This window comes from Methylorubrum zatmanii, assembly GCF_014845115.1.
In the GTDB taxonomy this organism is placed as follows: Bacteria; Pseudomonadota; Alphaproteobacteria; order Rhizobiales; family Beijerinckiaceae; genus Methylobacterium; species Methylobacterium zatmanii.
This window is the reverse complement of the sequence record NZ_NKUI01000050.1, coordinates 29,738-52,773: the sequence shown is the minus strand read 5'-3', so window position 1 is coordinate 52,773 and position 23,036 is coordinate 29,738. Positions and strand designations below refer to the sequence as shown.

Annotated in this window: 23 protein-coding genes; 19 read left to right on the top strand and 4 right to left on the bottom strand. The window is 73.2% G+C overall.

Features of this window, described 5'->3' with window-relative positions:
• Nucleotides 1–1,001 (bottom strand): sodium:proton exchanger (locus MZTS_RS07315; protein WP_192282885.1); only part of this gene is annotated, 1,001 nt, incomplete at its 3' end.
• 255 nt (nt 1,002–1,256) lie between these two features.
• Nucleotides 1,257–1,973: a YkgJ family cysteine cluster protein gene (locus tag MZTS_RS07310; RefSeq protein ID WP_158022374.1), complete on the bottom strand. Its 717-nt coding sequence runs from the start codon at nt 1,971–1,973 to the stop codon at nt 1,257–1,259.
• 1,071 nt (nt 1,974–3,044) lie between these two features.
• Here MZTS_RS07310 and MZTS_RS07305 point away from each other — a divergent pair.
• The 15 genes from MZTS_RS07305 (at nt 3,045) to MZTS_RS07235 (ending at nt 18,637) form a co-directional block, all read left to right on the top strand.
• Nucleotides 3,045–3,518 carry a hypothetical protein gene (locus MZTS_RS07305; protein ID WP_012752991.1) on the top strand — a complete coding sequence of 158 codons (474 nt, stop codon included), beginning with the start codon at nt 3,045–3,047 and terminating at the stop codon, nt 3,516–3,518.
• 367 nt (nt 3,519–3,885) lie between these two features.
• Nucleotides 3,886–4,122 (top strand): DUF6894 family protein, encoded by a 237-nt coding sequence (locus MZTS_RS07300; RefSeq protein WP_009862913.1) that lies wholly within the window; start codon nt 3,886–3,888, stop codon nt 4,120–4,122.
• A 441-nt stretch (nt 4,123–4,563) separates the two neighbouring features.
• Nucleotides 4,564–5,835: a multidrug ABC transporter ATPase gene (locus tag MZTS_RS07295; RefSeq protein ID WP_343068718.1), complete on the top strand. Its 1,272-nt coding sequence runs from the start codon at nt 4,564–4,566 to the stop codon at nt 5,833–5,835.
• Nucleotides 5,836–6,156: 321 nt separating this feature from the next.
• Nucleotides 6,157–6,993 (top strand): hypothetical protein, encoded by an 837-nt coding sequence (locus tag MZTS_RS07290; protein ID WP_153874034.1) that lies wholly within the window; start codon nt 6,157–6,159, stop codon nt 6,991–6,993.
• Between the two features lie 57 nt (nt 6,994–7,050).
• On the top strand, nt 7,051–7,449 hold the full coding sequence (locus tag MZTS_RS07285; RefSeq protein ID WP_153874033.1) for a hypothetical protein: 399 nt from the start codon (nt 7,051–7,053) through the stop codon (nt 7,447–7,449).
• Nucleotides 7,450–7,655: 206 nt separating this feature from the next.
• Entirely contained in the window at nt 7,656–9,032 is a 1,377-nt protein-coding gene (locus tag MZTS_RS07280; protein WP_153874032.1) for a hypothetical protein, read from the top strand.
• A gap of 252 nt (nt 9,033–9,284) precedes the next feature.
• On the top strand, nt 9,285–9,782 hold the full coding sequence (locus MZTS_RS07275) for a hypothetical protein (protein WP_012752997.1): 498 nt from the start codon (nt 9,285–9,287) through the stop codon (nt 9,780–9,782).
• A gap of 464 nt (nt 9,783–10,246) precedes the next feature.
• Nucleotides 10,247–10,399, top strand: coding sequence for a hypothetical protein (locus MZTS_RS07270; RefSeq protein WP_009863639.1), 153 nt, complete (start codon nt 10,247–10,249; stop codon nt 10,397–10,399).
• Between the two features lie 91 nt (nt 10,400–10,490).
• Nucleotides 10,491–11,654: a hypothetical protein gene (locus MZTS_RS07265; protein WP_066927218.1), complete on the top strand. Its 1,164-nt coding sequence runs from the start codon at nt 10,491–10,493 to the stop codon at nt 11,652–11,654.
• On the top strand, nt 11,654–12,340 hold the full coding sequence (locus MZTS_RS07260; RefSeq protein ID WP_012752999.1) for a TnsA endonuclease N-terminal domain-containing protein: 687 nt from the start codon (nt 11,654–11,656) through the stop codon (nt 12,338–12,340). The genes MZTS_RS07265 and MZTS_RS07260 overlap by 1 nt, the downstream gene beginning before the upstream one ends.
• 4 nt (nt 12,341–12,344) lie before the next feature.
• On the top strand, nt 12,345–12,557 hold the full coding sequence (locus tag MZTS_RS07255; protein WP_066927220.1) for a hypothetical protein: 213 nt from the start codon (nt 12,345–12,347) through the stop codon (nt 12,555–12,557).
• A 2-nt stretch (nt 12,558–12,559) separates the two neighbouring features.
• Entirely contained in the window at nt 12,560–14,806 is a 2,247-nt protein-coding gene (locus MZTS_RS07250; RefSeq protein WP_082222805.1) for a DDE-type integrase/transposase/recombinase, read from the top strand.
• Nucleotides 14,807–14,816: 10 nt separating this feature from the next.
• Nucleotides 14,817–15,938, top strand: a complete 1,122-nt coding sequence (locus MZTS_RS07245) for an ATP-binding protein (RefSeq protein WP_066923658.1) — start codon at nt 14,817–14,819, stop codon at nt 15,936–15,938.
• 10 nt (nt 15,939–15,948) lie between these two features.
• A complete protein-coding gene (locus MZTS_RS07240) occupies nt 15,949–17,808 on the top strand; it encodes a TniQ family protein (protein ID WP_066923656.1) in 1,860 nt (619 codons plus the stop codon).
• A 484-nt stretch (nt 17,809–18,292) separates the two neighbouring features.
• Nucleotides 18,293–18,637 (top strand): hypothetical protein, encoded by a 345-nt coding sequence (locus MZTS_RS07235; RefSeq protein WP_012753004.1) that lies wholly within the window; start codon nt 18,293–18,295, stop codon nt 18,635–18,637.
• A 13-nt stretch (nt 18,638–18,650) separates the two neighbouring features.
• On the opposite strand, the gene MZTS_RS07230 is transcribed toward MZTS_RS07235, so the two are convergent.
• Both MZTS_RS07230 and MZTS_RS07225 read right to left on the bottom strand, forming a co-directional pair.
• On the bottom strand, nt 18,651–19,373 hold the full coding sequence (locus MZTS_RS07230) for an RES family NAD+ phosphorylase (protein WP_012753005.1): 723 nt from the start codon (nt 19,371–19,373) through the stop codon (nt 18,651–18,653).
• Nucleotides 19,354–19,743, bottom strand: a complete 390-nt coding sequence (locus MZTS_RS07225; RefSeq protein ID WP_012753006.1) for an MbcA/ParS/Xre antitoxin family protein — start codon at nt 19,741–19,743, stop codon at nt 19,354–19,356. The genes MZTS_RS07230 and MZTS_RS07225 overlap by 20 nt, the downstream gene beginning before the upstream one ends.
• A 154-nt stretch (nt 19,744–19,897) precedes the next feature.
• On the opposite strand from MZTS_RS07225, the gene MZTS_RS07220 reads away from it, so the two are divergent.
• The 4 genes from MZTS_RS07220 to MZTS_RS07205 are packed head-to-tail and all read left to right on the top strand — an operon-like array spanning nt 19,898 to nt 22,875.
• On the top strand, nt 19,898–20,614 hold the full coding sequence (locus MZTS_RS07220; protein WP_142584743.1) for a multiubiquitin domain-containing protein: 717 nt from the start codon (nt 19,898–19,900) through the stop codon (nt 20,612–20,614).
• On the top strand, nt 20,607–21,044 hold the full coding sequence (locus tag MZTS_RS07215; RefSeq protein WP_043766874.1) for a putative metal-binding protein: 438 nt from the start codon (nt 20,607–20,609) through the stop codon (nt 21,042–21,044). Before MZTS_RS07220 ends, MZTS_RS07215 begins: the two co-directional genes overlap by 8 nt.
• The gene (locus MZTS_RS07210; protein ID WP_009865918.1) at nt 21,041–21,511 is read left to right on the top strand and encodes a Mov34/MPN/PAD-1 family protein; all 471 of its coding nucleotides are present in this window, start codon (nt 21,041–21,043) and stop codon (nt 21,509–21,511) included. Before MZTS_RS07215 ends, MZTS_RS07210 begins: the two co-directional genes overlap by 4 nt.
• Nucleotides 21,508–22,875, top strand: coding sequence for a ThiF family adenylyltransferase (locus MZTS_RS07205; protein WP_012753009.1), 1,368 nt, complete (start codon nt 21,508–21,510; stop codon nt 22,873–22,875). Before MZTS_RS07210 ends, MZTS_RS07205 begins: the two co-directional genes overlap by 4 nt.
• Nucleotides 22,876–23,036 lie beyond the last annotated feature (161 nt).

Here is a 23,036-nt window from a genome sequence, read left to right as displayed (position 1 = left end):
AGCAGCGCCAGGGCGAACAGCGACTGCGCCGCGGTCAGGAAGAACTCCTCGGCCTGGCGCGCGTCGAGCGGCAAGGCCGTCAACGAACCCGCGCCGACGCTCATCGCCAGGGGCAGCATGCCGACGAGCAGCGTCCACTGGTTGATCTTGTCGCTCACCAAGGCGGCGAGGCCGCTGGCGGCGCGCCCCGCGACCACGAACAGGATCGCGACGGTGACGGCCGGGGCCTCGCTCGCCAGCGGCGCCAGCCACTGGATCAGCAGGAACTCGTTGAGGCCCAGCAGCCGGCCCGAGCCGACCATCGCCTCCGCGAAGGGCTCGGCCGAGACCAGGATGATCCCGCAGGCGACCACCGTCAGCGCAGCCATGGACGCCCACTGGGCGGCGGGCGTCAGCGCGTTGAGGGCGGCGGCCGGGCCGGGCTCCTCGCCCTCGTCCTCCTCGGCCTCGGACCCGCCGCGCACGCGCCAGACATAGGCCGCGAAGATCGCGACGAGCACGGCGAAGTCGAGCAGCGTGATCGTGTCCTTCAGCACGATCAGGAAGGCGTAGAGGCTGGCGACGAGCAGGACGACGATCTCGACCGCGTTGCTCCGCGTCAGCGCGATGGCGCGCCCGCCCCCCTTCAGCCAGTGCAGCGCGACCAGCAACGGCCACGCCAGCCCGACCAGGAGGCGGTTGGCGCCGGTCATGTTGGCCGCGGCGTAGTGGACGTACTGGGAGTCCGGGCCCGCCTTGCCGGCCTGGTAGGCGTAGTAGAGATCGACCGCGTATTCGGGCAGCACGGTCACCAGGGCCACGACGGCGACGATCAGGCCCAAGGAGACGTGGCGTTCGGCCGCCTCCGCGCCCCACGAGAGCAGGAACCCGGCCGACAGGATCGCGGCGCCGAACGCCACCATCTCGCCGATGGGACCGACCTGCAGGCCGGTCAGGCGGATCCCCACACCCGGCAGGGCTGCCAGCACCGCGAGTGCGACCAGCATCAGGAACCGTCTCATCCCTCATCCCCCGTCACACCATCCTCCCCTTCGGCCTTGCGGCGCCGACCGTCACCCGAGTTGCCGTCCCGGAGAGTCCCGGATTTCCGCCCAAAAACGGGCGGCCCGGCGCGGGACACCTCCGTTCCGCACGGCCGACCGCCGCGGCGCGGAGATCTCGGCCCTTGTCCGTCATGCGTGCGCCGTTCGGCCGGCGAGTCAGCGGCACCAAGCCGTCCACGCCCGGAAGCCGGGGCTCGGGAGGCAGAGCTGCCGTCAAGGACCGGCTCTCGGCGTGAACACCCTCGCGCCCGCCATCCAGCGCTCAACGGTGTCCTTGTCGTCGCTGATCTGGGACAGGGCCGACACGAGGCTCACGTCGTCGTGTTGAAGACCGAGTTCTCTCGTGATCGCGTTGATGCCCGCCCGATGGGCGCATCCGACAAGTTGGAGGACGCCATAGGACTTCATGTAGACGTCGGCTTTTCCGGAAACCGCCGATTTCAAGGCGTCTTCGCACAGCACGGCATCGGAGGACAGCAACGTACGACATGCGAACGGTCGCACCGCGTAGACCGAGCAGGTTTTCTCCTCGCTCAACAGCGGGCACGGCAGGCCCGCGCGCGACCGGCCGACGACGCGGAGGGGAGCCGGTCGATGCGCGGGTGCGCCCGACGGCCGGCCTTCGGGGCCGTGCGCCGCGTCTCTCCTGCGCGCGATCAGGATCGCTTCCGGGATGGACACGTCGACATCCTGGTGGCAGCACCAGGCGCATCCCGTCCTGCAGGCGACCGGCAAGCGTCCGCCCGGAGCGTCCGCGACCAGGCCGTCGACCGCAGCGTCGCCATGCCTGAAGACGACGCCTTCCAGATAGTTCAGAAGGGCTTCGATCTTCGCCGCGGTGCTGCCTTCCGCGGACCGGCACCTCGTCAGGCCGCCGTCCCTGACGTCGCGAGCGATATTCGTCGCAGCTCCATAGATCAGTGGATCCAAATTCGTCGGCATCCCCATCGGAAGCGGGACTTGGATGGGGTGTCCCTGCCGGGATGGAACCTGTTCGGATGCTCGCCGCCGGCTTGATTGGCGGCCAAACGCTCGTCGCTCCATTGCGAACCTCGATACGTACCCATGATTTGGCTGAGCGGTTCGGGTTGTCGTCTGCATGCCGCAGAGACCGACGTATCGAGGTCGTGGTGGTTTACTCGGCTTATCCAGGTCAGCCGAAGGCAAAGCCGCCGCATCCGGCGGAACGCCAAGATGGCGGGCAAGCAGATGCCGTCCGGGACATTCGAGCGCCGGGCTGAGACCCGAGCCGCAGTCGCAGGTGCCACCGCACAGGCCCGGTCCAGGCAAGGAGTCCTGGGAACAGCCCGGAGGCTCGCGGCTTCCGTCGCGCAGCACGCCGGGCAGGTCCGCGAGAGCGATGGTAGCCTGCCTCTCGGCCGGTCCGCCCGTGGCCGCGGTCGCGAGACCGACCAGCCCCAGGATCAGCGCAAGCGCGATCATGCACGCGCCCAGGCGGAGCGGGCGGATCGCGGTCGGCACGGAGATGCGTCCGGTTTTGCGCATGGCTCTCAGGGATCGGGCCGCCGGTCACGCGAAGTGGTTTCGGGCATCCGCCCGGCCGTCGCCGGCTGACCGGACGGTGCGGCCCAGGCCGGAACGGTCCCGGGCGGCCTGTCCATGCCCCTCGTCCTGCAGCGAAGGGACTTCGCGGCCGCGGGAGACGCGGGCGTCGGGTCCGCAAGAGCCGCTGCGATCATGAGGCGCTCCCTCTGCCCGGCACCGGGGGCCAGGCCGGAGGGCCGCCTTCATGCACCCTGTAGCCACTACAGGGTCAAGGCCATATCGCGGGTCCCTTCGCCGACCGTCGGCGGTCTTGCCAGCGCCGCGGGGAGGCGCAGTTGGCCCGGCCGAGGCGTCATGCGGCCGACCGCAACCGGGACCCAGCGCGGGCCATCGTTCGTCGCCTCCGGGCCGGGGGAGGTGCACGCTCGTCCCGGATTGCCGGGGCTGCGTGCTCGTGCGATGCTCCGCGGGAGGCGGGGGGAGGTCAGCGAACCTGTGGCGATCGCGCGTTTCCTGGTGCTGTCCGTTTTCGCGTTGGCCATTGCCGTCGCGCCGGCGGCGCAATGCACGACGCCGAGACACGCCTCCCTCGCTGACCTGACGGTGGCGGAGCCCCCGGCCTATCCTCACGACGGTGGATGGAGCGTTGGCATCGTGCCGGCGCCCGACGATGGCGACGTCGTCGGCGCGGGGGCCGAGGCGATCTCCGCGGCCGCCGAGGCGGCCGGTGACATTCCGGACGACGTGGCGCCGAAGCCTTCCCACCGGCACCAGCCCCAGCAGAAGCGCGCCGCCTCCTGCCCGGCGACCTGTTCGCCCTTGGCATGCCAGGCCGCCGTGCCCGCGCCGCCGGCCTCCGGTGCCATATCGGGGCTTCGGCCGGCCGAGCGGCTCCGGGCGCTGCAGGAGGATGCCGTCGCCGACCCGCACCTCCTGCGCATCGAGCGGCCGCCGAGACGCACCGCCTGACGCGGGCGGCGCCCGGACACGGCCGCCCCGAAACCGCGTCGCCGAGCCGGTCATCCTGAGCTGATCCCGGCCGACGGCCGGCCGTGCCCTGGTCGACGCCTCCGCGTCGCCGGTGCAACTCGGGCGCGCCGTCCCTCCCATGCCCGCCAGCCCCGCTCCGCGGCAGGCCCGCCCCCGTCCGGGACCTCCCTGATGTCGACGGCGGCGGGACCGGTCATCGGCCGCCGCGGGCAGGGGCGCCGTCGGCAAGCTCTGTGGGGCGATGCCAACCGCCGTGCCTCCGGATTGGGAGCCCGGACGCCCGCGCCGGCCCGTTACCGCCTCGTCCGCGAGGCGGCGTCATTGTCGGAGAGCGAGGATCCAGCCGATGCCGCGGTACTTCTTTGATTTCAGCGACGCCAACGGAAAGGTCTTCGACCGGGACGGCCTCGACCTCGCCGACCGAGAGGCCGTGCGGGAGGAGGTCAGCGCCACCCTTTCCGAGCTCGCCAGGGACCTGCCGCCCGGCGAGGACCGGACCACGCTGATCGCGCGGGTGCGCGACGAGGCCGGGGGCGTCCTGCTGATCGCAACGCTGTCGCTCGTCGTGGAGTGGGTCACCTAGGCCGATGCGAGCCGCCGAGGGACCGTGCCGTCAGCCCTTGCCCCGTCTCGCTCCGGCCGCGGGAAACGGATGCGCGACGGCGGCTCGGTTCGCGCTCACGTGCCGGGAGGTCAAGGCGGCACCGCGCCCGCTGCCGCGCGGGGCCTGCCGCGCGCCCCCGGGCCGGGGTTGGCGCAGCTCCGGGCGCGAGCGCGGCGCCGCATCGCTTCGCCCGGCTGCCGGAGGCCCCGGTCCCGCGGCGCGTGCGCGGCGGCCCTGGCCGCCCGGCCCGAGCCTGCGGACGGGAATCCCCCGGTCGTCACCGGCCGGGCCGGGCCGGCGGAGCCCCCGGCGAGGCCCGGACGCGAAACGGGGACGTGACGCGGGCACGCACGCATCGGCGCGGGCAAGCCTGACGGCCCCCACGGGATGGGATCGATCCCGGCATCGGAGCGCCCCGTGGTGACGCCAGCCTTCATCCACGCCCTGGCCCACCGGATCACGGGGCTCGACTACCCGCACGGCCACTGGTGGATCGACCTCCTGGCCGTGCTCGTCTTCGTGGTCGCGCCGGCCTGGACAGGATGGCTGATCGTCCGGTTCGGCCTGCGGTGGGCGGGGCTGCGGCGGCGCCGGCGGGCCCGGCCGAGGCCGATGCCGCCGACCGCGGTCGGCGCGTCCGAGGGCGAGCGGGGGTGGCGCCTGGAGCGCTTCATCGTCCGGGCGACGCTGCGCTTCCAGCTGCGCCTCGTGCTGCTCTCGCTGCTGACCCTTCCGGCGGCGTGGCTTCTCCTGGAGATCCCCAAGCACATCATCAACCGCGCCATCACCGACGCGGACGGGGACGGCCATCCGGAGATGACCGTCCTGGGCCTCACCCTCTCGCAGGTGGAACTCCTGTTCGCCCTGTGCGCCAGCTACCTTGCCGTGCTGACGCTGGGCGGGCTCGCCAAGTACGCGGTCAACCGGGCGCGCGGGCGCGTCAACGAGCGCCTCGTGCGCCGGCTACGCCTCGCCATCGTCCGGCGGGCGCGCGGGGAACGCTCGCCCGAGCGCCGGGCCGCGCTCGCGGCCGTCGCCGTCCAGGAGGTCGAGCCCATCGGCTACTTCGGGGCCAGCCTCGTGGCCGTGCCGCTCGTGCAGGGCGGCACGCTGGTGACCAGCGTCGCCTTCCTGCTCCTCCAGAACGCCGCCCTCGCGCTGGCCGCGCTGATGATGCTGCCGGTGCAGCTCAGCGTCCTGCCCCGCCTCCAGCGGCGCCTGAACGGCAGGGTGCGCGCGCGGGTCCACGCGACCCGGGCGCTCGGCGGCCTCCTGACCACGGAGGAGGCCGCCCGCGCGCCCGCGGCCGCGCCCGGCCCCGCACGCGGGTCGGCCCTGCTGCGGCAGATGCGGTTGGCGGAGGAGCTTGAGCGGGTGCGGGTCGAGATCAACGACCTCAAGGGCCGGCTGAAGGGGCTCTACAACTACACCTCCAACCTCACGCCGTTCTTCTTCTTCGCGATCGGCGGCTACCTCGTCGTCCAGGGCCGCCTCTCGCTCGGCGCCCTGGTCGCGGCGCTGGCGGCCTACAAGGAGATCGCGCCGGCCCTGCGCGAGCTGTTCGACTTCGCCCAGAACTGGTCCGACGCGAGCGCGCGGTTCGAGGAGGTCACCAAGGCGGTGAGCCGTCCCCGATCGGACCAGGGGCCGCGTCTCACTGACGCGCCGGGGCGGTCGATCCGGACCGCCTGAGCGCTCGCCCGCGCCCCGTCGCCGGCGCGGCGGGCTCGCCGGGAACGCGACGGGCAACGGATCGGCGTCCGGCGAAGACCGGGCTCGCGGCTCCCCGCGCGGCCCGCTCGCCGAGCCGTCGGAAGCGTGGCGGTGGTGCGGCCCGCATCCCCGCACGTCGGGGCGCGTAGACTGCTTTCGGTTAACCAAGGCCAGAGATTGCGGTGGGGTGAACTGCTTTCAGGCAAGACCGAATCTAGCCAGTCTATTTTACCATTGGTATAATTCAGCCTTCCTCAGAGAAGGAAGCTCCAGCGGCCCGCAACCGGAAAGGATGCCGCCATGGTCTATGGGTTCTTCGCGGACGATGCGTCCGGATACCACGCGGCGTTGCTGGCCGCCGCCGCCCTCGCGCGCGTCGAGCGCCCGGCCACCGTCCTGGCCTACCCCGGGCACGCGCCCGGCCCGGCCGCGCCGGCCGGCCGGCGCCCGCCCGCCCTGGTCGCCCACGGCGCGGCGGCGCAGCTCCAGGGCCTGCTCGACCGCGCGGCGGCAGCCCTGGCGGGCGGGTCCGAGGTCTTCCTCGTGCTGCCGCTCGCCGCGCTGGACGAGGACCGGGTCCGCGCCCGCCTCGGCGTGGCGGTCGTGACGGGCATGAGCCCGCTCCACGCCGCCCGGGCCCTGCGGGCCGTCGCGCACGCGGCCGCCCCGGCCGGCCGGCGCCCGCCGCCCCCCTGGCTGCTGCCCTGGTCCGCCGCGCTCTCCGGATGCCGGCGCCTCGAAGGCAGGCTGCGGACGCTCCCGGTCCGCCTCGCCCCGCCCGGTCGCGCGGACCTCGCCGCCCTCGCGGCCGGCACGCCGGCCGCCAGCCTGCTGCGGTCGGGCACCCTGCTCATGGCCGTCCTGGAGGCCGCGGCGGCCGACCCGGACGCGCAGCGGCTCGACGCCGCGGCCCTCGGGGAGGCGCTCAGCCCCGCCGGCTCCCCCGCGGACCAGGCCACCGCCGAGCGCCTCAGGGACCTCGCCGAGAGCTTCGCGCGCCTCGGCGGCGACGGCTCCCGAGCGGCGCGGGCGCCCCGCCGCGCGCCGCCGCCGAGGCGCCGCAGGCCCGGACCCCGCGTTCCCGGCCGACGCCCCGCCGCCTGCCAGCCCTGCGCGGCGATGCCGGGGGCTCGGTGAGCCGGCAACCCCTCCGACCTGCGCCACCCCATCGATCCTGCTGCGACGGAGACGACGATGACGACATTGGCGAACACCCGCGGCGCCCCCTCCAGGGCAACGCCCGGGCGCGCGGCGAATCCCAGGCCCCGCCGGCCCGGGCCGGCGCGCTCGCCCGGGCCGGGCCGGGGCCGCCCGGACCGCGCCCGGGGCCGCGCCGGGCGGCTCGCCGGCCGTCTCGCCCGCGACCCGGGCGCGGCCGTCGACCCGGCCTCGCCGCGGGACCGCGGGCGGACCGGGCCGGACGACCGCGGCTTCGCCGATGGCGCGGCGCTCGCCGCGCCGGAGGCGTGGACCCTGCTCGACGGCGCCTTCGACGACGCCAACGAGGACCTCGCCACCTTCGTCCGGCTCGCCCGCGAGACCGCGTCGCTGCCGGGCTCCTGGGCGTCCTGGGACACCGGCGAGGCGACCTGAGGCGCGCGCCGGTGCAGGGGATGCGGCACGGCCCGGGCGGCGCCGATTGTGGCTTGCTCCGTGGCCCGCACAATGGGGCGTGCGCCCGATTCCCGGGCGCCGTCCGCGGCCCGGATCGAAGCGCCCTGGATCCATCGCGCCGGCCTGGCGCGGTCCCGCGGCCTATCGCCCGGCCGGACGCTCGCGTTCCTGGGCATCCTCCGGCCATGCACCCCGCTCCCGTCGTCCCGGCCTCCCGCGCCGGAAGCAGCCCCACGCAAACGGACGCGGGAGAGCTCGCGACGGCGTGGCGAACCATCGCGACGCTCTCGCACCCGGCCACCCGGCACACGGTCGACGCGACGATGGAGAACCTGCACGCGGCGTTCGTGGCCGGCGGCATCCGGGCGACCCGGATCGCGGCCCTGAGGCGGGCGATCCGGAAGGATCTCCGGCAGGTCTGGGACGACGGGATCGTCCTCCCCCTGGCGCGGTCGCGCGCGGCGGCCGACCGCGCGCTCCTGCGCGCGCTCCCCGGGGCCTTCGCGCCGGCGGATCACGCGCAGGTGCGGGATGCCCTGCTCAGGGCCGCCCGCTGGATCCCCGAGGATGGCGCCTCCGCCCGCGCGCATGTCGAGCGCGCCCTCCGCTTCCTCGATTGCCTGCCGGCGGTCCTCCGGGCCTCCGACGAGCTGGAGGCGCTCGCGTTCACGGTCGCGCCGGAGGCGCGGCAGGCCGCGGCGCTGATGGCGGATGCCGGCGAGGCAAGCCGGGCGGCGCAGGCCGCCTCGGCCGGCCGGCGGCTGCGGGCGGCCCTGGCCAAGGGGCTGCCGCCGCTGGTCGAGGCCGTCGCGGATGCGCTCTACCGAGAGGCGCTGGGCGCGAGTGCCGGACAGCGCTTCCGCCACGCCGCCGCGGTCCTCCGGGCGCTGCCGGCCCCCGGCGCCCGGAGGAGCGACCGCGACGGCCCGGCTTGGCGGCGGCGCCTCGCCGACGCGCTCGCGCGGGACATCGTCGACGCGGAGCTCGGCCCCGCCCTGGGTCGCCTGCTGCGCCGGCATCGGGGACTGGCGGTGGGTCCGGCGTCCTACGCCGCGGGCGAGGGACTCGACGGGGCGGTGGCGATCACCGTGACGCGCACCGCTGTCCGCCTCGTCCTGTCGGCCCGCTTCGACCTCCGGGCCGGCGGGATCGAGCTGTCCGTCGCGGCGGTCCTGCCGGGCGGCGGCGCGGCGCGGGTCTCCGACGCGGCGGCCGACACCCTGCTGGACGCCTCGGTCCCGGCCGAGCTCGACACCGCCGCGCACCGGGTCATGCGCCGGCTGACCCGGGGGGACGACCTGCCGGACCTGCCGCTGGGCCTGTCGGGGGAGGGGGACCTGGTCGTAGGCGGCCTGGCCGGGCGGGCCCCGCGCCCAGGCTTCCTGGAGCGGCTCGTCGCGATCGCGGACGCGGAGGGGGCCGGGCTGCGGATCGCTCCCGCCGACGACGCGCAGCTGACGGCGGCGCTGGCCGCGCTTGGCTTCGCCTGGGCGGAGGGCAGGGGGCAGCCCTTCATGTCGCGCGAGCCGGTCGGTCCGGCCGCGGCCTACCGGGCGGGGTGACGCCGAGTCACCCGGCCAACGGCCGGAGCGCGCCGGCACGCCCGGCCCGGGCTCGCCGCCCGCGGGCGCGCCCGGCCAGCTCTGCGCGGCCGGTCCGGACGGGAAGCCACCCGGCCGGAAGCAGGGTCGGTCAGGCAGGACCCCGTTAACCAGGCGCCTTGCGGCCGGGTCTCACCCGGTTGCCACGGGGTCCGCGACCGGGTAGGATTTCAAAATCGGCCTGGGCGCGACCGCCCGCGGGCCTTGTGGGGGATGGTCGTGCTCACCGAACTGCAACAGGCGCGGGAGAGGCTGCGCGAGCAGGCCCGGCAGGCCGAGGCGGAGATGCACGAAGCCGTGCGGTCGGCGATGCTGGCCGGTGCCGCGAAGCTTCGCGAGATCGCCACCGAACTGGCCGGCATCGACCACCTGATCGGCACGTTGGAGCGCTCCGGCCTCGCGCCGGCCGTGGCCCTCCCGCGGGCGGCCGCGGATGCGGATCGGCCGGGGGCGGAGCCCCTGCAACTGCCCGCGGTCACCGGCCCGGTCGCGAAGGTGATCGTCACGGCGTTGGCGAAGGCGGGCCCCCGGGGGATGTCCGGCGCCGAGGTGAACGAGGTCGTCCGGAAAGCCGGCTACCAGCTCGACGCCTCGGAGAAGTCCAAGACCAAGCTTAAGCGCGATGGGAAAATAATCCACGACCGGAAGGCGAAGATGTGGTACGCGCTCGGCCAGTTCCGGGCGCAGCCGTCTCAGGGCGAAACCGAGTAAAGTCCCGTCCCGGGACTTCGAGGGAGAGTAACAATGCCCGGCCAGATCAGACCGGTTCGCGTCCGCCGTGGGCGGTCGCGCGACCCTCCGCGACCGGCTCCGGTCGCGCCCCATGAGTCATGACAAAGGCGCACGGCCCGAGGGCCGCACGCCTTGAGATCACCTGCGTCTAACCACCAAGCCACCGCAGGTGTATCGCTCGACCGCGCCGGGAAGGGGAGTGGAGTGGAATCCCCGGCCCAAGCGACGTCCGAGCCTTTTCGACCGCGACCGTGAAACTACCGCACCGACCGGATGAGGCACACGCCGAGGCCCGACACGTATGCCAGCTCCCGCGCGTGAAAGCAAGGGCCTGCGCGTGTCGCCTCCTTGGGGTGTCCCGGCCGCCTGATGCCGCCGAGCCGGGGCCGTCCGACGGACGCCCTCGACCGGGCCACCGACCTCGCGACCCCAGGAGAACGCCCTTGACCGATCAGTACGGCGGCGAGCCGCCCGCCGGCGACCGCTTCGTCGATCCCGCCTTCGACGCGTGGGACGACGACCTCGGCCTCCTTCTCGGCCACCCCACCGGCAAGTTCACGCCCGAGGCCTGGGACGACCAGGCGCCCGAGGACTAGCCCGCACGACCGGCCCCGGCCCGAGTGCCGGGGCCGCCTCGCCCAGCTTCCATCAACGCCCGCCACGGGCTTTCAGAGGACCGCCGCGGTCATGACGCAGCTCGAACTTTTTCCCGTCCAGAGCGACTCCCTCGCCCCGGCGGATCCGCCGGCCCTCTCGGAGCTGACGGAGGCGCAGCGCGCCCGCGCCGGACGGCGCCTGGCCTATGTGCAGGCCCTGGAAGGCCTGCCGGCCGGCGCGTGCGGCGCCGATGCCGTGCCGGCCGCCTTCGCGGCGGTCGGCCGTGAGGTGGACGACGTCAAGTGGCCGTCGCTGCGGCAGGTCAGGCGGTGGCAGCGGCTGCTCCGCACGAGCGGCGGGCAGGTGGCCGCGCTCGCCGACCGGCGGCGGTCCGTGCCGGCCCGGCCCCGCTGGGCCGCCTGGATCGGGTCCGTGGCCGACGAGGCCGCCGCCCAGGCCCGCCTGCGGCCGGCGCCCTCGCTCTCCCTGTTGACGCAGGCGGCGCTGCAGCGGTGCCGGGAAGAGGCCCTGGCCCGCGGGTGCGCGCCCGACCAGGTGCCGGCGCCCGGCACCCTTCGCCGGATGATCCGCGCCCGCATGCGGCCGCCGGCGCGCGGATCCGCGGCGCCCGCCCGGCAGGTCTTCCGGTTCCTGCACATGTCGAGCGGGCACCCCTTGGGCGAGGTGGTCGTCGGCGAGGAGACCCTCGACATCGCGCTGCCGGAACTCGACACGGATCGCGTCCACCTGCTGACCGCGCGGGACGCCTACAGCGGCGTGACGGTCGCGGCGAGGCTCTCCACGACGGAGCCCGACGGCGACGCCGTCCTCGGGCTCTTCGGTGCCCGGCCGGCCGCAGCCACGCCGGAGCCGCTCGGCGTCGCCCGCCTCTGCCTCGGTCTCCCGGACGCCCTCCTGCTCGACCACGCCCCCCGGTTCCGCAGCGAATCGGTCCTGCGGTCCGCGGCGGCGCTCGGGATCGAGCTGCGCTTCGGCCCGGCGGCCTCCGCGGGCGGGGCCGCGCCGGCGGCGGGCCTGGGGCAATGGCTCGCCGCGACCGGGGCCGCGGTGGCGACGGCCGACGGCCTGATGGCCGCGGTGCAGGATTGGCTCAGCCAGCACGACCTCGGCCGCTCGCGCCGGGACGGGCGGACCCCGCTGGACCGCTGGCAGGAGGGGGTGACGCGGTATCCAATCCGCCTGGGGGCGGCGGCCGCGCCCGCGCGGATGCCCGGCGCCGGGGCAGGGGCCTGATGTCCCGGACCCTGCGAAGCCGGCATGTCGGCAAGCCGAATCCGTCCCGCCGGATCGTCACCGGACGGCGGGACTGCATCACGGGCGAGATCCCCTCCGGCAAGCCGGGCATGGGCCACCGCATGGTGGCCTACGAGGGCCTCCTCGCGCGGGATTTCATCCTCCTCCTGGAGCAGGACGACGCCGTCCTGCGCTACCAGGAGGAGCCCGTCCCGTTCCGGTGGCACGACGGCGTCCGGTGGCACACCTACACGCCGGACTTCGCCGTCGAGATCGACGACGGGCGGCGCCTCTGCGTCGAGGTCAAGCCGCTGAAGCGGGTGATCAGGCTCGGCTGGGACGAGATCCGGCCCCGCTTGGCGGCGGGCGCCATCGCGGCCGGCTACCACGGCTTCGAGCTCTGGACCGAGGTCGAGATCGACGCGCTCCGGGTCGCGAACGCGGCGCTCGTCGCGAGCGAGCGAAGCTTCGTCGTCGACGAGGCGGAGCAGCACACCATCCGCGTCGTCCTGGACCGCTTCGGCGGCGAGGCCCGCGTCCGGGAGCTCCGAGCGGCCTCGGGCCTCGGGACCCGCGCCTTCCGGGCCGTCGTCGCCCTGGTCGCGCGCGGGGAAGCCGAGCTCACCGAACCCGGCCGACCGTTCGACGACCACGCCCTTGTCCGCCGTTCCCCGAGCCGGAGGTAGCCCCATGACAGGAGATCGGTCTCAGATCCGCACGCACCGCGGCGCGGTCGCGCTCGTCGACGGGATCCCCCACGCCATCGCGCGCGCCGCGGCCGGCGTCCTCTTGCGCCGGCTCGGGCCCGATCCCGTCACGCTTTTCCTGAGCGAGGCCGCGATGCTGGACCTTTGCCGCAGCGGGCGGCTGCGCGTGTCCGAGCCCGGGAGGGGGCGGCGTTGAACATGGGCGCTTGCCAGATCCGCCTGCAGGAGGGCGCCCTCGTCATCGTCGAGGGCGTCTACCACAAGGTGCTCTCGCGCGACGCGAGCGGCGTCACCCTGCGCACGCTCGGGGCGAGGCCGGTCTCGGTCACGAAGAGCCATGCCGAGCTGGCCGACCTCTACTTCGGCGAGCCGAGGCGCCTTCAACTGGTGGAGGACACGACCGCGGGCCTGCCCCAAGGCGTCCAGGACAACCTCCTCCGCACCATCGACACGTTCGATGTCCGCCAGCAGGACGCGGCGCTGATGCGCCTCGACTACATGCAGGCCTGCGACCGGTGCTTCGCCGAGCGGACCCACAAGAAGGTCCTGAAGGGCTACGCCGAGATCGCGAAGCTCGTCGCGGCGGAGCGTCGGCAACGGGTCATCGAGAACGAGGGCTCCCATCCCGACGACGTGCCGCTCGAACGGGTGAGCGGGTCCTCGCTGAAGGGTTGGTACGGGCGCTGGCGCAAGGGGGGCAGGGCCCTCGCGGCGCTGATCCCGTTGCACGACCAGAAGGGGCGGGCGGGTTTCCGCCTCGACCCGGAAGTCGAGGTGATCCTCGCCGAGCGGGTGCGCGAGGACTGGCTCATCCGGAACGGCCCCCCCCTCAGCCACGTCATCCTGTTCATCCAGGGCCGGGTCGAGCGCGAGAACAAGACGCGCGCCGTGCCCCTCGATGTGCCCGACGCCATGACCATCCGGCGCTGGGTGAAGGCGAACGTCAGTCGGTTCGACGAGATCTATCACCGCCAGGGCCCCGCGGAGGCGGAGCAGGCCTTCCGGCACGTCAAGAAGGCTCCTCAGGCGACGCGGCCGCTCGAAATCGTCGAGATCGACCACACGCCGCTCGACGTGCTGGTTCTGGAAGGCGACGGCACCCCGGCGCGGAACCGGCGTCGGAAGGACAAGCGCACCAAGCGCGTCTGGCTCACGGTCGCCATCTGTGCGGCCACCCGGATGATCGTCGGGTTCCATCTCAGCGAAGAGCGCCCCTCCTGGACCTCGGTGATGCATTGCCTGCGCATGGCGGTGCTGCCGAAGGACCTGACCCGCGTCCGCGTCGAGACGTCCTGGCCCGTGTTCGGCGTGCCGGAGGTGGTCAAGCTCGACAACGGACGGGAATTCCACTCCCGCTCGATGAAGGCGGCCGCCGGGCAGCTGCGGTTCGAGCTTCGCTACATGCCCCGGCGCAAGCCCCACCTGAAGGGCAAGGTCGAGCGGGCCCTCGGCACGATCGCGCGCGACTTCTGCGCCTACCTGCCGGGCCGGACCTTCCGGGACGTGCGCGAGCGGGGCGACTACGACAGCGTCGGGCAAGCCGCCCTGACCCTCGCCCAGCTCATCGAATTCTTCACGATCTGGGTCGTCGACATCTATCACAACCGCAAGCATGGCGGGCTGCTGGGACGCACGCCCCTGCAGCGCTGGCAGGACCTGATCGGCTACGGCACGCGCCTGCCGCCGTCGGCCGACGACCTCGACCCGCTCATCGCGCTCGTGGTCCCGAGGACCATCCAGCGGCACGGGATCACCTTCCTCGGGCTCACCTTCCAGTCGGACGAGCTGAAGGGCGTCCGCCGCAGGAAAGGCTTCCACTTCGGCGAGGAGTTCCTCGTCAAGGTCGATGCGTCCGATCTCGGCCACCTCCTCGTCCTGGTGGACGAGGAGGCCGGGTGGATCAGGGTTCCCTGCGACGACGCCTTGGCGGACGGCACCTCCCTTGCCGAGTGGCGCGACGTGGTCCGGACGGCGCGTCGCATGACGCTGGAGGGCCAGCGCGTCGCACGCGCGACCCTCGTCCGCGCGATGGAGCTGCTTCGCGCCGAATGCCGCAAGGCCGGCGTCAAGCCGCAGCGGTTGGCCAGCACCGACGTCGACTGGTTCCGCGAGCACGCGGACGACCCGATGTTCGAGGTGGCCTGGGACGTCGCTGACGAGAACGCCCACGAGGCCGAGCGGCTGCGGACCCGGCGCCCGAGGAAGGCCGCGCCGTCGGCCGCGGCCGACGGCCAGGCGGCGCCTGCGCCCCGCATCGGGCAGGGGGGCCGCAAGACCGGCGGGCGCCCGGTCCGCGCGGCGCAGGACGACTCGGTCGCCGCCGAGCCGGCACGATCACCGCCCGTCACCGCGGCGGCGACCGTGCCGGCGGCGACCATGCCGGCGGCGGCGGCCGACGACATCGGGTTCGATGCAGACGATCCCGATAACTGGACTGCCGAGTGAGGACCATCGCATGCTGCAAGCCCACGAAGCGGACATCTTCCGCCCCGACGTCACGGTCCTCGCCCCGCAGGAGGCCGTTCCCGCGCGCCGGGAGCGGTTCGCCACCCGTCTGAGCCCCCAGGATCTGGAGCGGCGCGCCTGGAAGAGACGCGTGAACACGATCCACGTGAACACGGACGTCGTCGTCAAGGCGGTCGCGCGCTTCGACCAGATGCTGGCCGACCTCGCCGACGACGTCGAGGGCCAGTGCCTTGTCGTTCCGGCTCCTTCCGGGGCCGGGAAGTCGCATCTGCTCGCCCGGCTGCAGATGCGCCCGTCCCTGGTGCCGTTCCGTGACGAGGTCGGCCCCGTGCGCCCGCTGGTGTTCATCAAGGCGCCCAGCCCCTGCACCCTGAAGACGCTGGGGCTCGCGCTGTACGTCGCCCTGACCGATCTGGAACTCAGCGCCACCCTGAAGGAGCACGACATCTGGCGCAGGGTCCGCCACCAGATGCACGCCCAACTCGTGTCGGTCGTCATGGTCGATGAATTCCACCACGCCCTCCGCGGGCGCACCGGCGACGAGCGGCGGGCCTTGGTCGAGACGCTGAAGAACCTCGTCCTCCCGGACCCGAACGACCCCCTGCGGCCGCCGGGGGCGGAGATGCGCCCCATCTCGCTCGTGCTCTCCGGCATGCCGTGGCTGAGGCGGGTGCTCAAGGAGGACTTCCAGTTGCTCCGACGCTGCATCTTCATGCCCATCAGGCCACTCGGCCACTCGGCGGCCTGTGTGAAGAAGGCGACGAAGTTCCTGGAGCTGATCGAGCCGCGGCTCGGCTTCCCGGCCCCCTCCGGCCTGTCCGAGCACGACATGGTCCAGCGCATGCTCAAGGCATCGGCGGGATACACCGGCCGGATGATGCACCTCGTCAAGAAGGCGGCCTTCCGCGCCATCCGAAGCGGCGCGCCGAGCATCAGCCAACTCGACCACCTAGCATTCGTCTTCGACGAGATCTTCGAGCTCGGCCCTCACCGGAACCCGTTCAGGGTGCCCGACATCTCGACCTGCCCGAAGCTGAAGGAGATCGAGTTCGACAAGCTCACCCGACTGATGGGAACCGCGCAAGCGGACATCGACCCGGACGACGCGTAGGAGGACGTCGGTGCGACTGACCATCATCCCGCCCGTCGTCGAGGGCGAATCCGCAGCGGCGCACCTGCTGCGCGCCTTCGACGTCAATGGCGAGCCGTGGAGCCGGGAACGCCTGAGGAGCGCCGGCCATGCCTTGAGCGACATCCTGCAGGGGCGCGCCGCCAAGCCCCTCGCGGACCGGCTCGGCCGTGACGGTGAGCCCTTCCTGCGATGGACCCCGGCGGAGGTCACCAAGCGGAGGGTCGTGATCGCCGGCGAGGAGATCCACCGGGACGACTGGACGACGAACGCGCGTCGCTGGTGCCCGCGCTGCTGGGACGACGACCTCCGCCGGCCGCGGTCCGGACGTCACGCCCATTGGAACGTTCACCGGCGCTTCTGGTGGGACGTGGCTGCCGTCCGCACCTGCCCGGTGCATCACGTCCTGCTGGCCGCGGCTTGCCCGACCTGCGGCGTGGACGTCACCTGGGAAGCCGGCTCGCTGACCCGGTGCAGGAACGGCCACCCCCTGCTGGCCTGCGAGGGCGTCGAGGTCGCGCCCGGCACGACCCTGGCGGACGCCTACGTGGTCGGCCGCCTCGGCGGCATGCCGAGGACGGAGGTCCCCATTCTCGACGGGCTGACGCTCGCAGAGGCTTGCGACGCCATGGAGCGGCTGGGCGTCGCCCGGCACGGGGGCGCCGACGGGGCCTTGTCGAAGTTTCCGGCGGAACGCCATCCCGAGGTGCTTTCGGCCGGCCTCGCCATCGCGCGGGACTGGCCGCGCGCCTTCGAGGCCCTGCTCGACGGGATGGCCGGAGCCGACCATGTCGGCCTCGGGGCCTGGGGCGCCGAACAGGTCTATGGCTACCTGTACCTGTGGGCGAAGCGACTGCCGGCGGGAGGGAGCGGTGACGCGGTGCGGGCGATCCTCTTCGCGCATCACGCGGCACGGGGTCCGGTCCACAAGACCTCGGTGGTGATCCGGCATGCCGATGTCCCCCTGGTCAGCCTCGCCGAGATCGCGGCCCAGTGCGGGCGCCGGCCGGAGTTCGTCGCCGGCTACGTCAAGGCCCTGGGTGCGTGGCCGGAACGGACCAAGCGGGGCACGCCCATCGGCATCACCCGCGAGACCGCCGCCGAGATCCGCGCGCTCCTCGACCGTGCGGTCCGCGCGGACGACCTGCCCGCCGCGCTCGGGCTGGCCAAGCGACAGGCCAGGATGCTGGTGGCCGCCCGCATCGTCCCGCCAGCCGAGATCCATCGTCGCGCCGGCATCAAGGCCGAGGTATTCGACCGGGGTGCCATCGACGCCGTGCTGGCCCGACTCCGCGGCCCAGCGCCGACCGTCGAGGCCGCTCCCGCCGGCCTCCTGCCGCTCGCGCGCGCCAGCCAGCACGGCAAGGTCGACGGCGTGCGCGGCACCTGCGCCATGATCTTGGCCGGACAGCTCCGGGTCAGGGCGGTCCTGCGGGACGCGCCCGGCCTCGCGGGGTTCCTCCTCGACCCGGAGGACATCAGGGCCGCGCGCCGGTCCCGCGGGGGCGGCGGCCTCACCCTCGCAGAGGTCGGCCGGCGCATCACGGTGCCGTCCGACGTCGTCGGCCTGATCGTCCGGCAAGGCCTGCTGACCGGGACCGCGACCGCATGCGGGGAGATCCTCGTCCCGGAGGATGCGTTGGCGGCCTTCGAGAGCGAGTACGCAACCACGGGGGCCCTCGCCAGGGACATCGGATCCGGCATTCGGTGGGTGCGGGAAGCCCTCGACCGGGCCGGCATCAAGCCGGTTTTCGCGACCGCCGGCCGTAAGGTCACGACGGTGTGGTCCCGGGAGGATGTACCGCGGGACCTCCGGCGCCGCATTCCCAGGACGCATGCGCGCCCGCTCTAACGGAGGTTGCGCCTCGGCGGCGGGATACGTGAGCGGACCGTGCGGGGCTGCCCCATCCGAGAGCCCGCGGCGGGCGCACCGGGCGCCCGGGTCCTGCGACGCGGCGGCCGCCGCCCGGGAACCCGAGAGACGCAAGAGGATGGCGGCCCAAGGCAATTTCGCAGCAGCGTGCTGCAAGATCGCGGGACCGGCCCAATACTCGCCGAAGCCCTCCCGTGCTTGAGGTCTCGTCGCGGGAAGCGTCCTGCGCCGAAGTCCGTCCCATTGTGCTCCTACAGCCGGGGAACGGGCTCGGCCCCCCAGCGCCGGCTCTCCTGCTTGTCGGCGATGGACCGATGGCCCCCAGCTTGCGCCGCGTTCAGGCTCCTCACGATGTCGGGGGCGCCGGCATGGTGTAATGACGGCGTGCCCGACCGTTCGGCCGGTCTCAGGGCACGGCATACGCTCGCGAAATCACGGCCCTTGTGGATGTTGGTGACACCGCATGTTTGACTGGCTCCGATCCCTCCTGCGCCGTCTCTGGCTTGGCCGTTCGGGCGACGCGCCTCGAACCGAACGTCCCGTTGAACCGCGGCACCGACAGGTCACGATCCGCCGCTACGGCGGTGGGGACAGGCCGCCGCCGCTGCACTGGAAGGCCTGCCACCCGTCGACGGTGAGGCGCTTCAAGGCCGAGATGACCTGCTCGCAGGGTCACGCGCTCGTGCTGAAGGACCACACGGTCACGGCGGAGGGCCGGGTCCTGCCGAGCGTCGTCTGCCAGGCTCGCGGCTGCACGTTCCACGAGTTCGTCCGCCTGGACGGTTGGGCGGCAGGCGAGCTGCGCTGAGGCGCGGCGGAGCTCAGGCGGCGAGCACGTCCTCCTCGCCGCCCAGGGTCTCTGGCCTGACCTCGCGCCCCTCGTCGTCGAACGCGTAGAGGAGGGCGATGCGGCGGCCGGTCCAGACGTACCGGTAGTGCACCGTCTGGATCGAGCGGCCGAGCACGCTTGCCCTGAGCACGGCCAGGCACGTCGCGCTTGAGCGCTCGGGAGGGTGGTAGAGAACCCCGTCGGCCTCGGAGGATACGCGGGCGCCGATCTCGCGGCACGCCTTCGCGTCGAGATCGGCCGGGACGTGGCGAAGGTCCACGAAGCGTCCCTCGGCCGGCGTCCGCAGCATGCGCATGTCGAGGCCGATGGGCGCCTCACGGGTCCGGGCGAGAAACCTCTCGCGACGCGCCACCGACACGGCGAGCGCGGTCTGGCGGTCCGCAGCCAGTTCCAGGCACGGCCTCAGGTGATCGAAGAAGCGGCTGCCCTCCGGGTTGCCGTAGGCGAAGGGCGCGTGGTTCCAGTTCTGCAGCCTCGGGGCATCGGCCGGGACCCCGGGTCGGAGCCGCGCGAGGCGGTCAATCGAGCGGAGGCGCGGGTTCGTGATGTCCTCGACCGCGACGAGGGCCTCGACCCTGCCGTCGGCCACGAGCCCGTCATAGACGGACACGGGCGGAAACCGGGACGGGATCAAGCGGAACGCGTCACCCTTCCACGTCGTCAGGGAAAAATCTTCAGCCGCCACGCTGAGCATCCAGGTAGATGCGGACCTTGTACAAGTCCGCGAATTTCCCCGAGAGCATGACGTCGAGCGCGCTCGCCCCATCGAAATACTCGTTCGGCGCCCTGATCCACTCGTCCCCACGCTCGTCTACGGTAAACAGGATGCGCAGCGCCTTCCAGATCGAGAGAAGGTGAGACACCCGCTCCGTCGTGTCCGGCGGGATGCTGCCCCCTTCCTTCTTCCACTTGAAAAACGTCGACCGCGCCGGCGAACCGAGAAGCGCGATCTGCTCGTCGGCGCTCAGGTGCCACCTGTCGGCCATCGCGAAGAACGCTTCGAGCTCCACAGGGAGCCGCGACGACCCAGCCTCGTTCCGGGCGCCGTGGGCAGAATTCGTCATCAACCCCTCCCTGGTCCAGAATCGGACTTGACGGCCGACCTAGTCCAGATACATACAGTCCCAGCCGAGACTGAAAGCGTCTTTTAGTCCAAGTCCGTCGTCCGTCAAGAGTGTGTACGGGAACGTCGGCGCGCGCCAGCAGGTGGAGACGAGGATGAAGGTTATGGATAACGCGCGGGCCCGCAGCTTCGTGTTCCCGGTGAACGGCACCCCGGTTCGCTTCGACGACGGCGAGGTCACCGGGCGTGAGGTCCTCACCAGGGCCGGCCTCTTGCCCGCGAGCGAGCACCAGCTCATCCTGGTCCGGGGCGGCCGCACCCACCTCGTGGGCACGGACGACAAGGTCGACCTCGTCGCCGAGGAAGGCGGCGCGTTTCGCGGCTTCCGCAGCGACCGCAGCTTCTCCTTCACGGTGGACGAGGTCGGCCAGGTCTGGGGTGACGGCCGGATCGAGGTCGACGAGCTCCTCGCCATCCTGCACGTCCCGGCAGGCCACGACCTCGTGCTGGAGCGCGAGGACGAGCCCGACAAGATCCTGCGGCCCGGCGGCGCGGTGTCGTTCGAGACTCGCGGCGTCGAGCACATCGTCTCGCGGCGCGCGCAACGGCCGGACTTCGTGCTGGTGACCGTGTTCACCACGAGCGGCGTTTTCCCGGCCGAGGGGGCGGTGCGGGTTCCCGCGACGACGCCGGTCGCGGACGTGCTGGTCCGCGCCGCGCGCAAGCTGGAGCTCGGCGACACCGCGACGTGGATCACGACCGTCGGCAACCGCGACATCGATCCGTCCGCCTCCTTTGCCGGGAACGGGCTCTCCGGCGAGGTCGAGATCGAGTGGGGGCCCCGCGAGGGCGGTGGGGGCGCCCGTGCTTGAGCTGCTCTCCCGGGCCGCGTTCGAGCGCGACGTGCGCCGCCTCGATTCCCGAACCGCGGCCCACCGCAACTGGACGGTCCTTCAGGCGGAGTATCCCGTGCTCGACGTGATCCTCGGGCATCCGACCGCCGCGCCCCTGAGGCTCCGTTTCACCTGCGTCGATTGGGACGACCTCCCCCCGTCGGTCGAACTGCTCGACGCCGCCGGGCAACACCTCTCGCAGGCTCCCCCCGGGGCCGGCGGCATCTTCCACCCCAGTCCCCATCCCGTGACCGGCCGCATGTTCGTCTGCATGCGCGGAACGCGCGAGTACCACACCCACTTCAGCCATGTCGGCGAGCGGTGGGACGGTTACCGCGGCCAGTCCGGCCTGGATCTGCTCGGCATCCTCGACCAGATCTGGCGCTGCTGGAAGAGGGCGGTCGGATGACAGCCGTCGCTTGCACCGCCGCCATCCTCGCGGAAACCCTCGACCGCCTCCGCGTCGGGGGGCGGCGCGGCGAGGAGCGCGCCGTGCTCTGGCTCGCGCGCTCGGCCTCGGCGGCGCCGACGCCCGTGCAGGAGGTCTACGAACCCGAGCAGGCCACCGCCGAGGACTACTTCCACCTGCCGCCCGCGAGCATGCGCGCGCTGATGGGGCACCTTCGCGCCCACCGTCTCAAGATCGTCGCCCAGGTCCATACCCATCCGGGCAGGGCGTTCCATTCCGAGGCGGACGACGCCTGGGCCATCGTCCGGCATCGCGGGGCCCTCTCCCTGGTGCTGCCGCGCTTCGCCGCGACGGCGACGCCCGGGACCTTCCTGGAGGAGGCGATGGTCTACGAGCTCTCGGACGCTGGACTGTGGGAGCATGTGCGCCGGCCGGGCGAGCGCATCCGCATCGAGGTGACGCCATGATCACGCCCGCCCAAGAGAACGCCCGGATGCTGGCCGCCATCCTCGGAAGCGACGAGGACGACGCGTCCGAGCGCCTCAACCGGGCGGTTCTGGTCACCGCTCCTCCCGGCGGCGCGGACGCCGCCTGGGCGGCGGAAGTGGCGGCCCTGCTCGCGCGGACCGTCGGCGTGGTGACCTCGCCGGCCGAGGAGGCGCAGCTCGAACTCGTCATCGGCGAGGCGGCCGCGCGGACGGACCTGCCCCGGCTGCACGCCGCCATCGACGCCGGCGGCGCCACCGTCGATGTCCGCCCCGTCGGGCGGACGGGCGGCCCGCCGCCCCATCCCCTGCTGGCCGCCGTCGCCGCATGCCCGGCGGCCGCCGCGACCCTGCGGATGCTGCTCGACGACCCGGCACTTCCGGCCGTCGCCTACCCGCTCCGGCTGGACTTCGACCAGCTCGGCGTGCCGGACGCGGCGCTCGCGACGACCGTCGATCTCTCGGACGCCGTGCTCGTCGGCGCCGGCGCCGTGGCCCACGGCTTCGTTCGCGCCCTGCGCCACCTGCGCGCCGTCGGCCGCCTCCGCATCGTCGACCCGAAAACGGTAGGCTCAGGCAATCCCAACCGCTGCCTCTACCTGGGCGACGAGGATGTCGGCCGCGACAAGGCCGTCGCGCTCGCCGAGCGCGCCGCGGCCGACTTCCCCGAGCTCGCGTTCGAACCACTCGTCCAGGACTTCTCGGCCTATTGCAAATCCGCGGGGCCGCCCGCCACGGCCATCGTCACGGTCGACAGCAGGCGCGCGCGGCGCGGGATCCAGAAGGAGCTTCCGGGCCGGGTCCTCGACGCGTCCACGACCGACGTGCGCGGCGTCGTCGTGCACTCGCACCGGCAGCCCACGCAGGATGCCTGCATGGCCTGCATCTACCGTCACGTTCCCGACGAGCACGCGCGGGAGCGCTCGATCGCGGATGGGCTGGGCGTCGACCTCGCCGCGGTCAGGGAGGGTTTCATCTCGGCCGAGGCCGCCGGGCGGATCCATCGGGCCCATCCCCAGATCGATCCCGCGGGGATCGTGGGCACGGCCTATGACAGCCTCTTCAAGCAGCTCTGCGCCGCACAGACACTGCTGACACCGGAAGGCAGGCAGGTGCTCGCCCCGTTCGCGTTCGTGTCGAGCATGGCCGGCGCCTTGCTGGTGGTCGAACTTCTGCGCTCGAACGCGGGGGCGGCGGCGACCAACTATTGGGCCGTCGATCCCTGGAAGGCCCCCATCGGGCGGCGCCGGCTGCGGCGGGCGCGCGATCCGCACTGCGAGTTCTGCTCCAAGCCCGAATCGGACGCGGCGGCCGAGCACCTCTGGGGCCGGAACGCGGCGGGGTGACCTGCCGACGCCGTGATCGCTCGGGCCCGCGGGACCGTTTTCCGGGGCGGCGCGCTCCGGGCGGCGAGGCGCCCGGAGCGTCGGGCGGCCCCTGAGCGAGGTGGTGTCGAGGCCGATCTCGGCGGCACGGCGCGAAGTGCCGCGACGCCGGCGGATGAGGC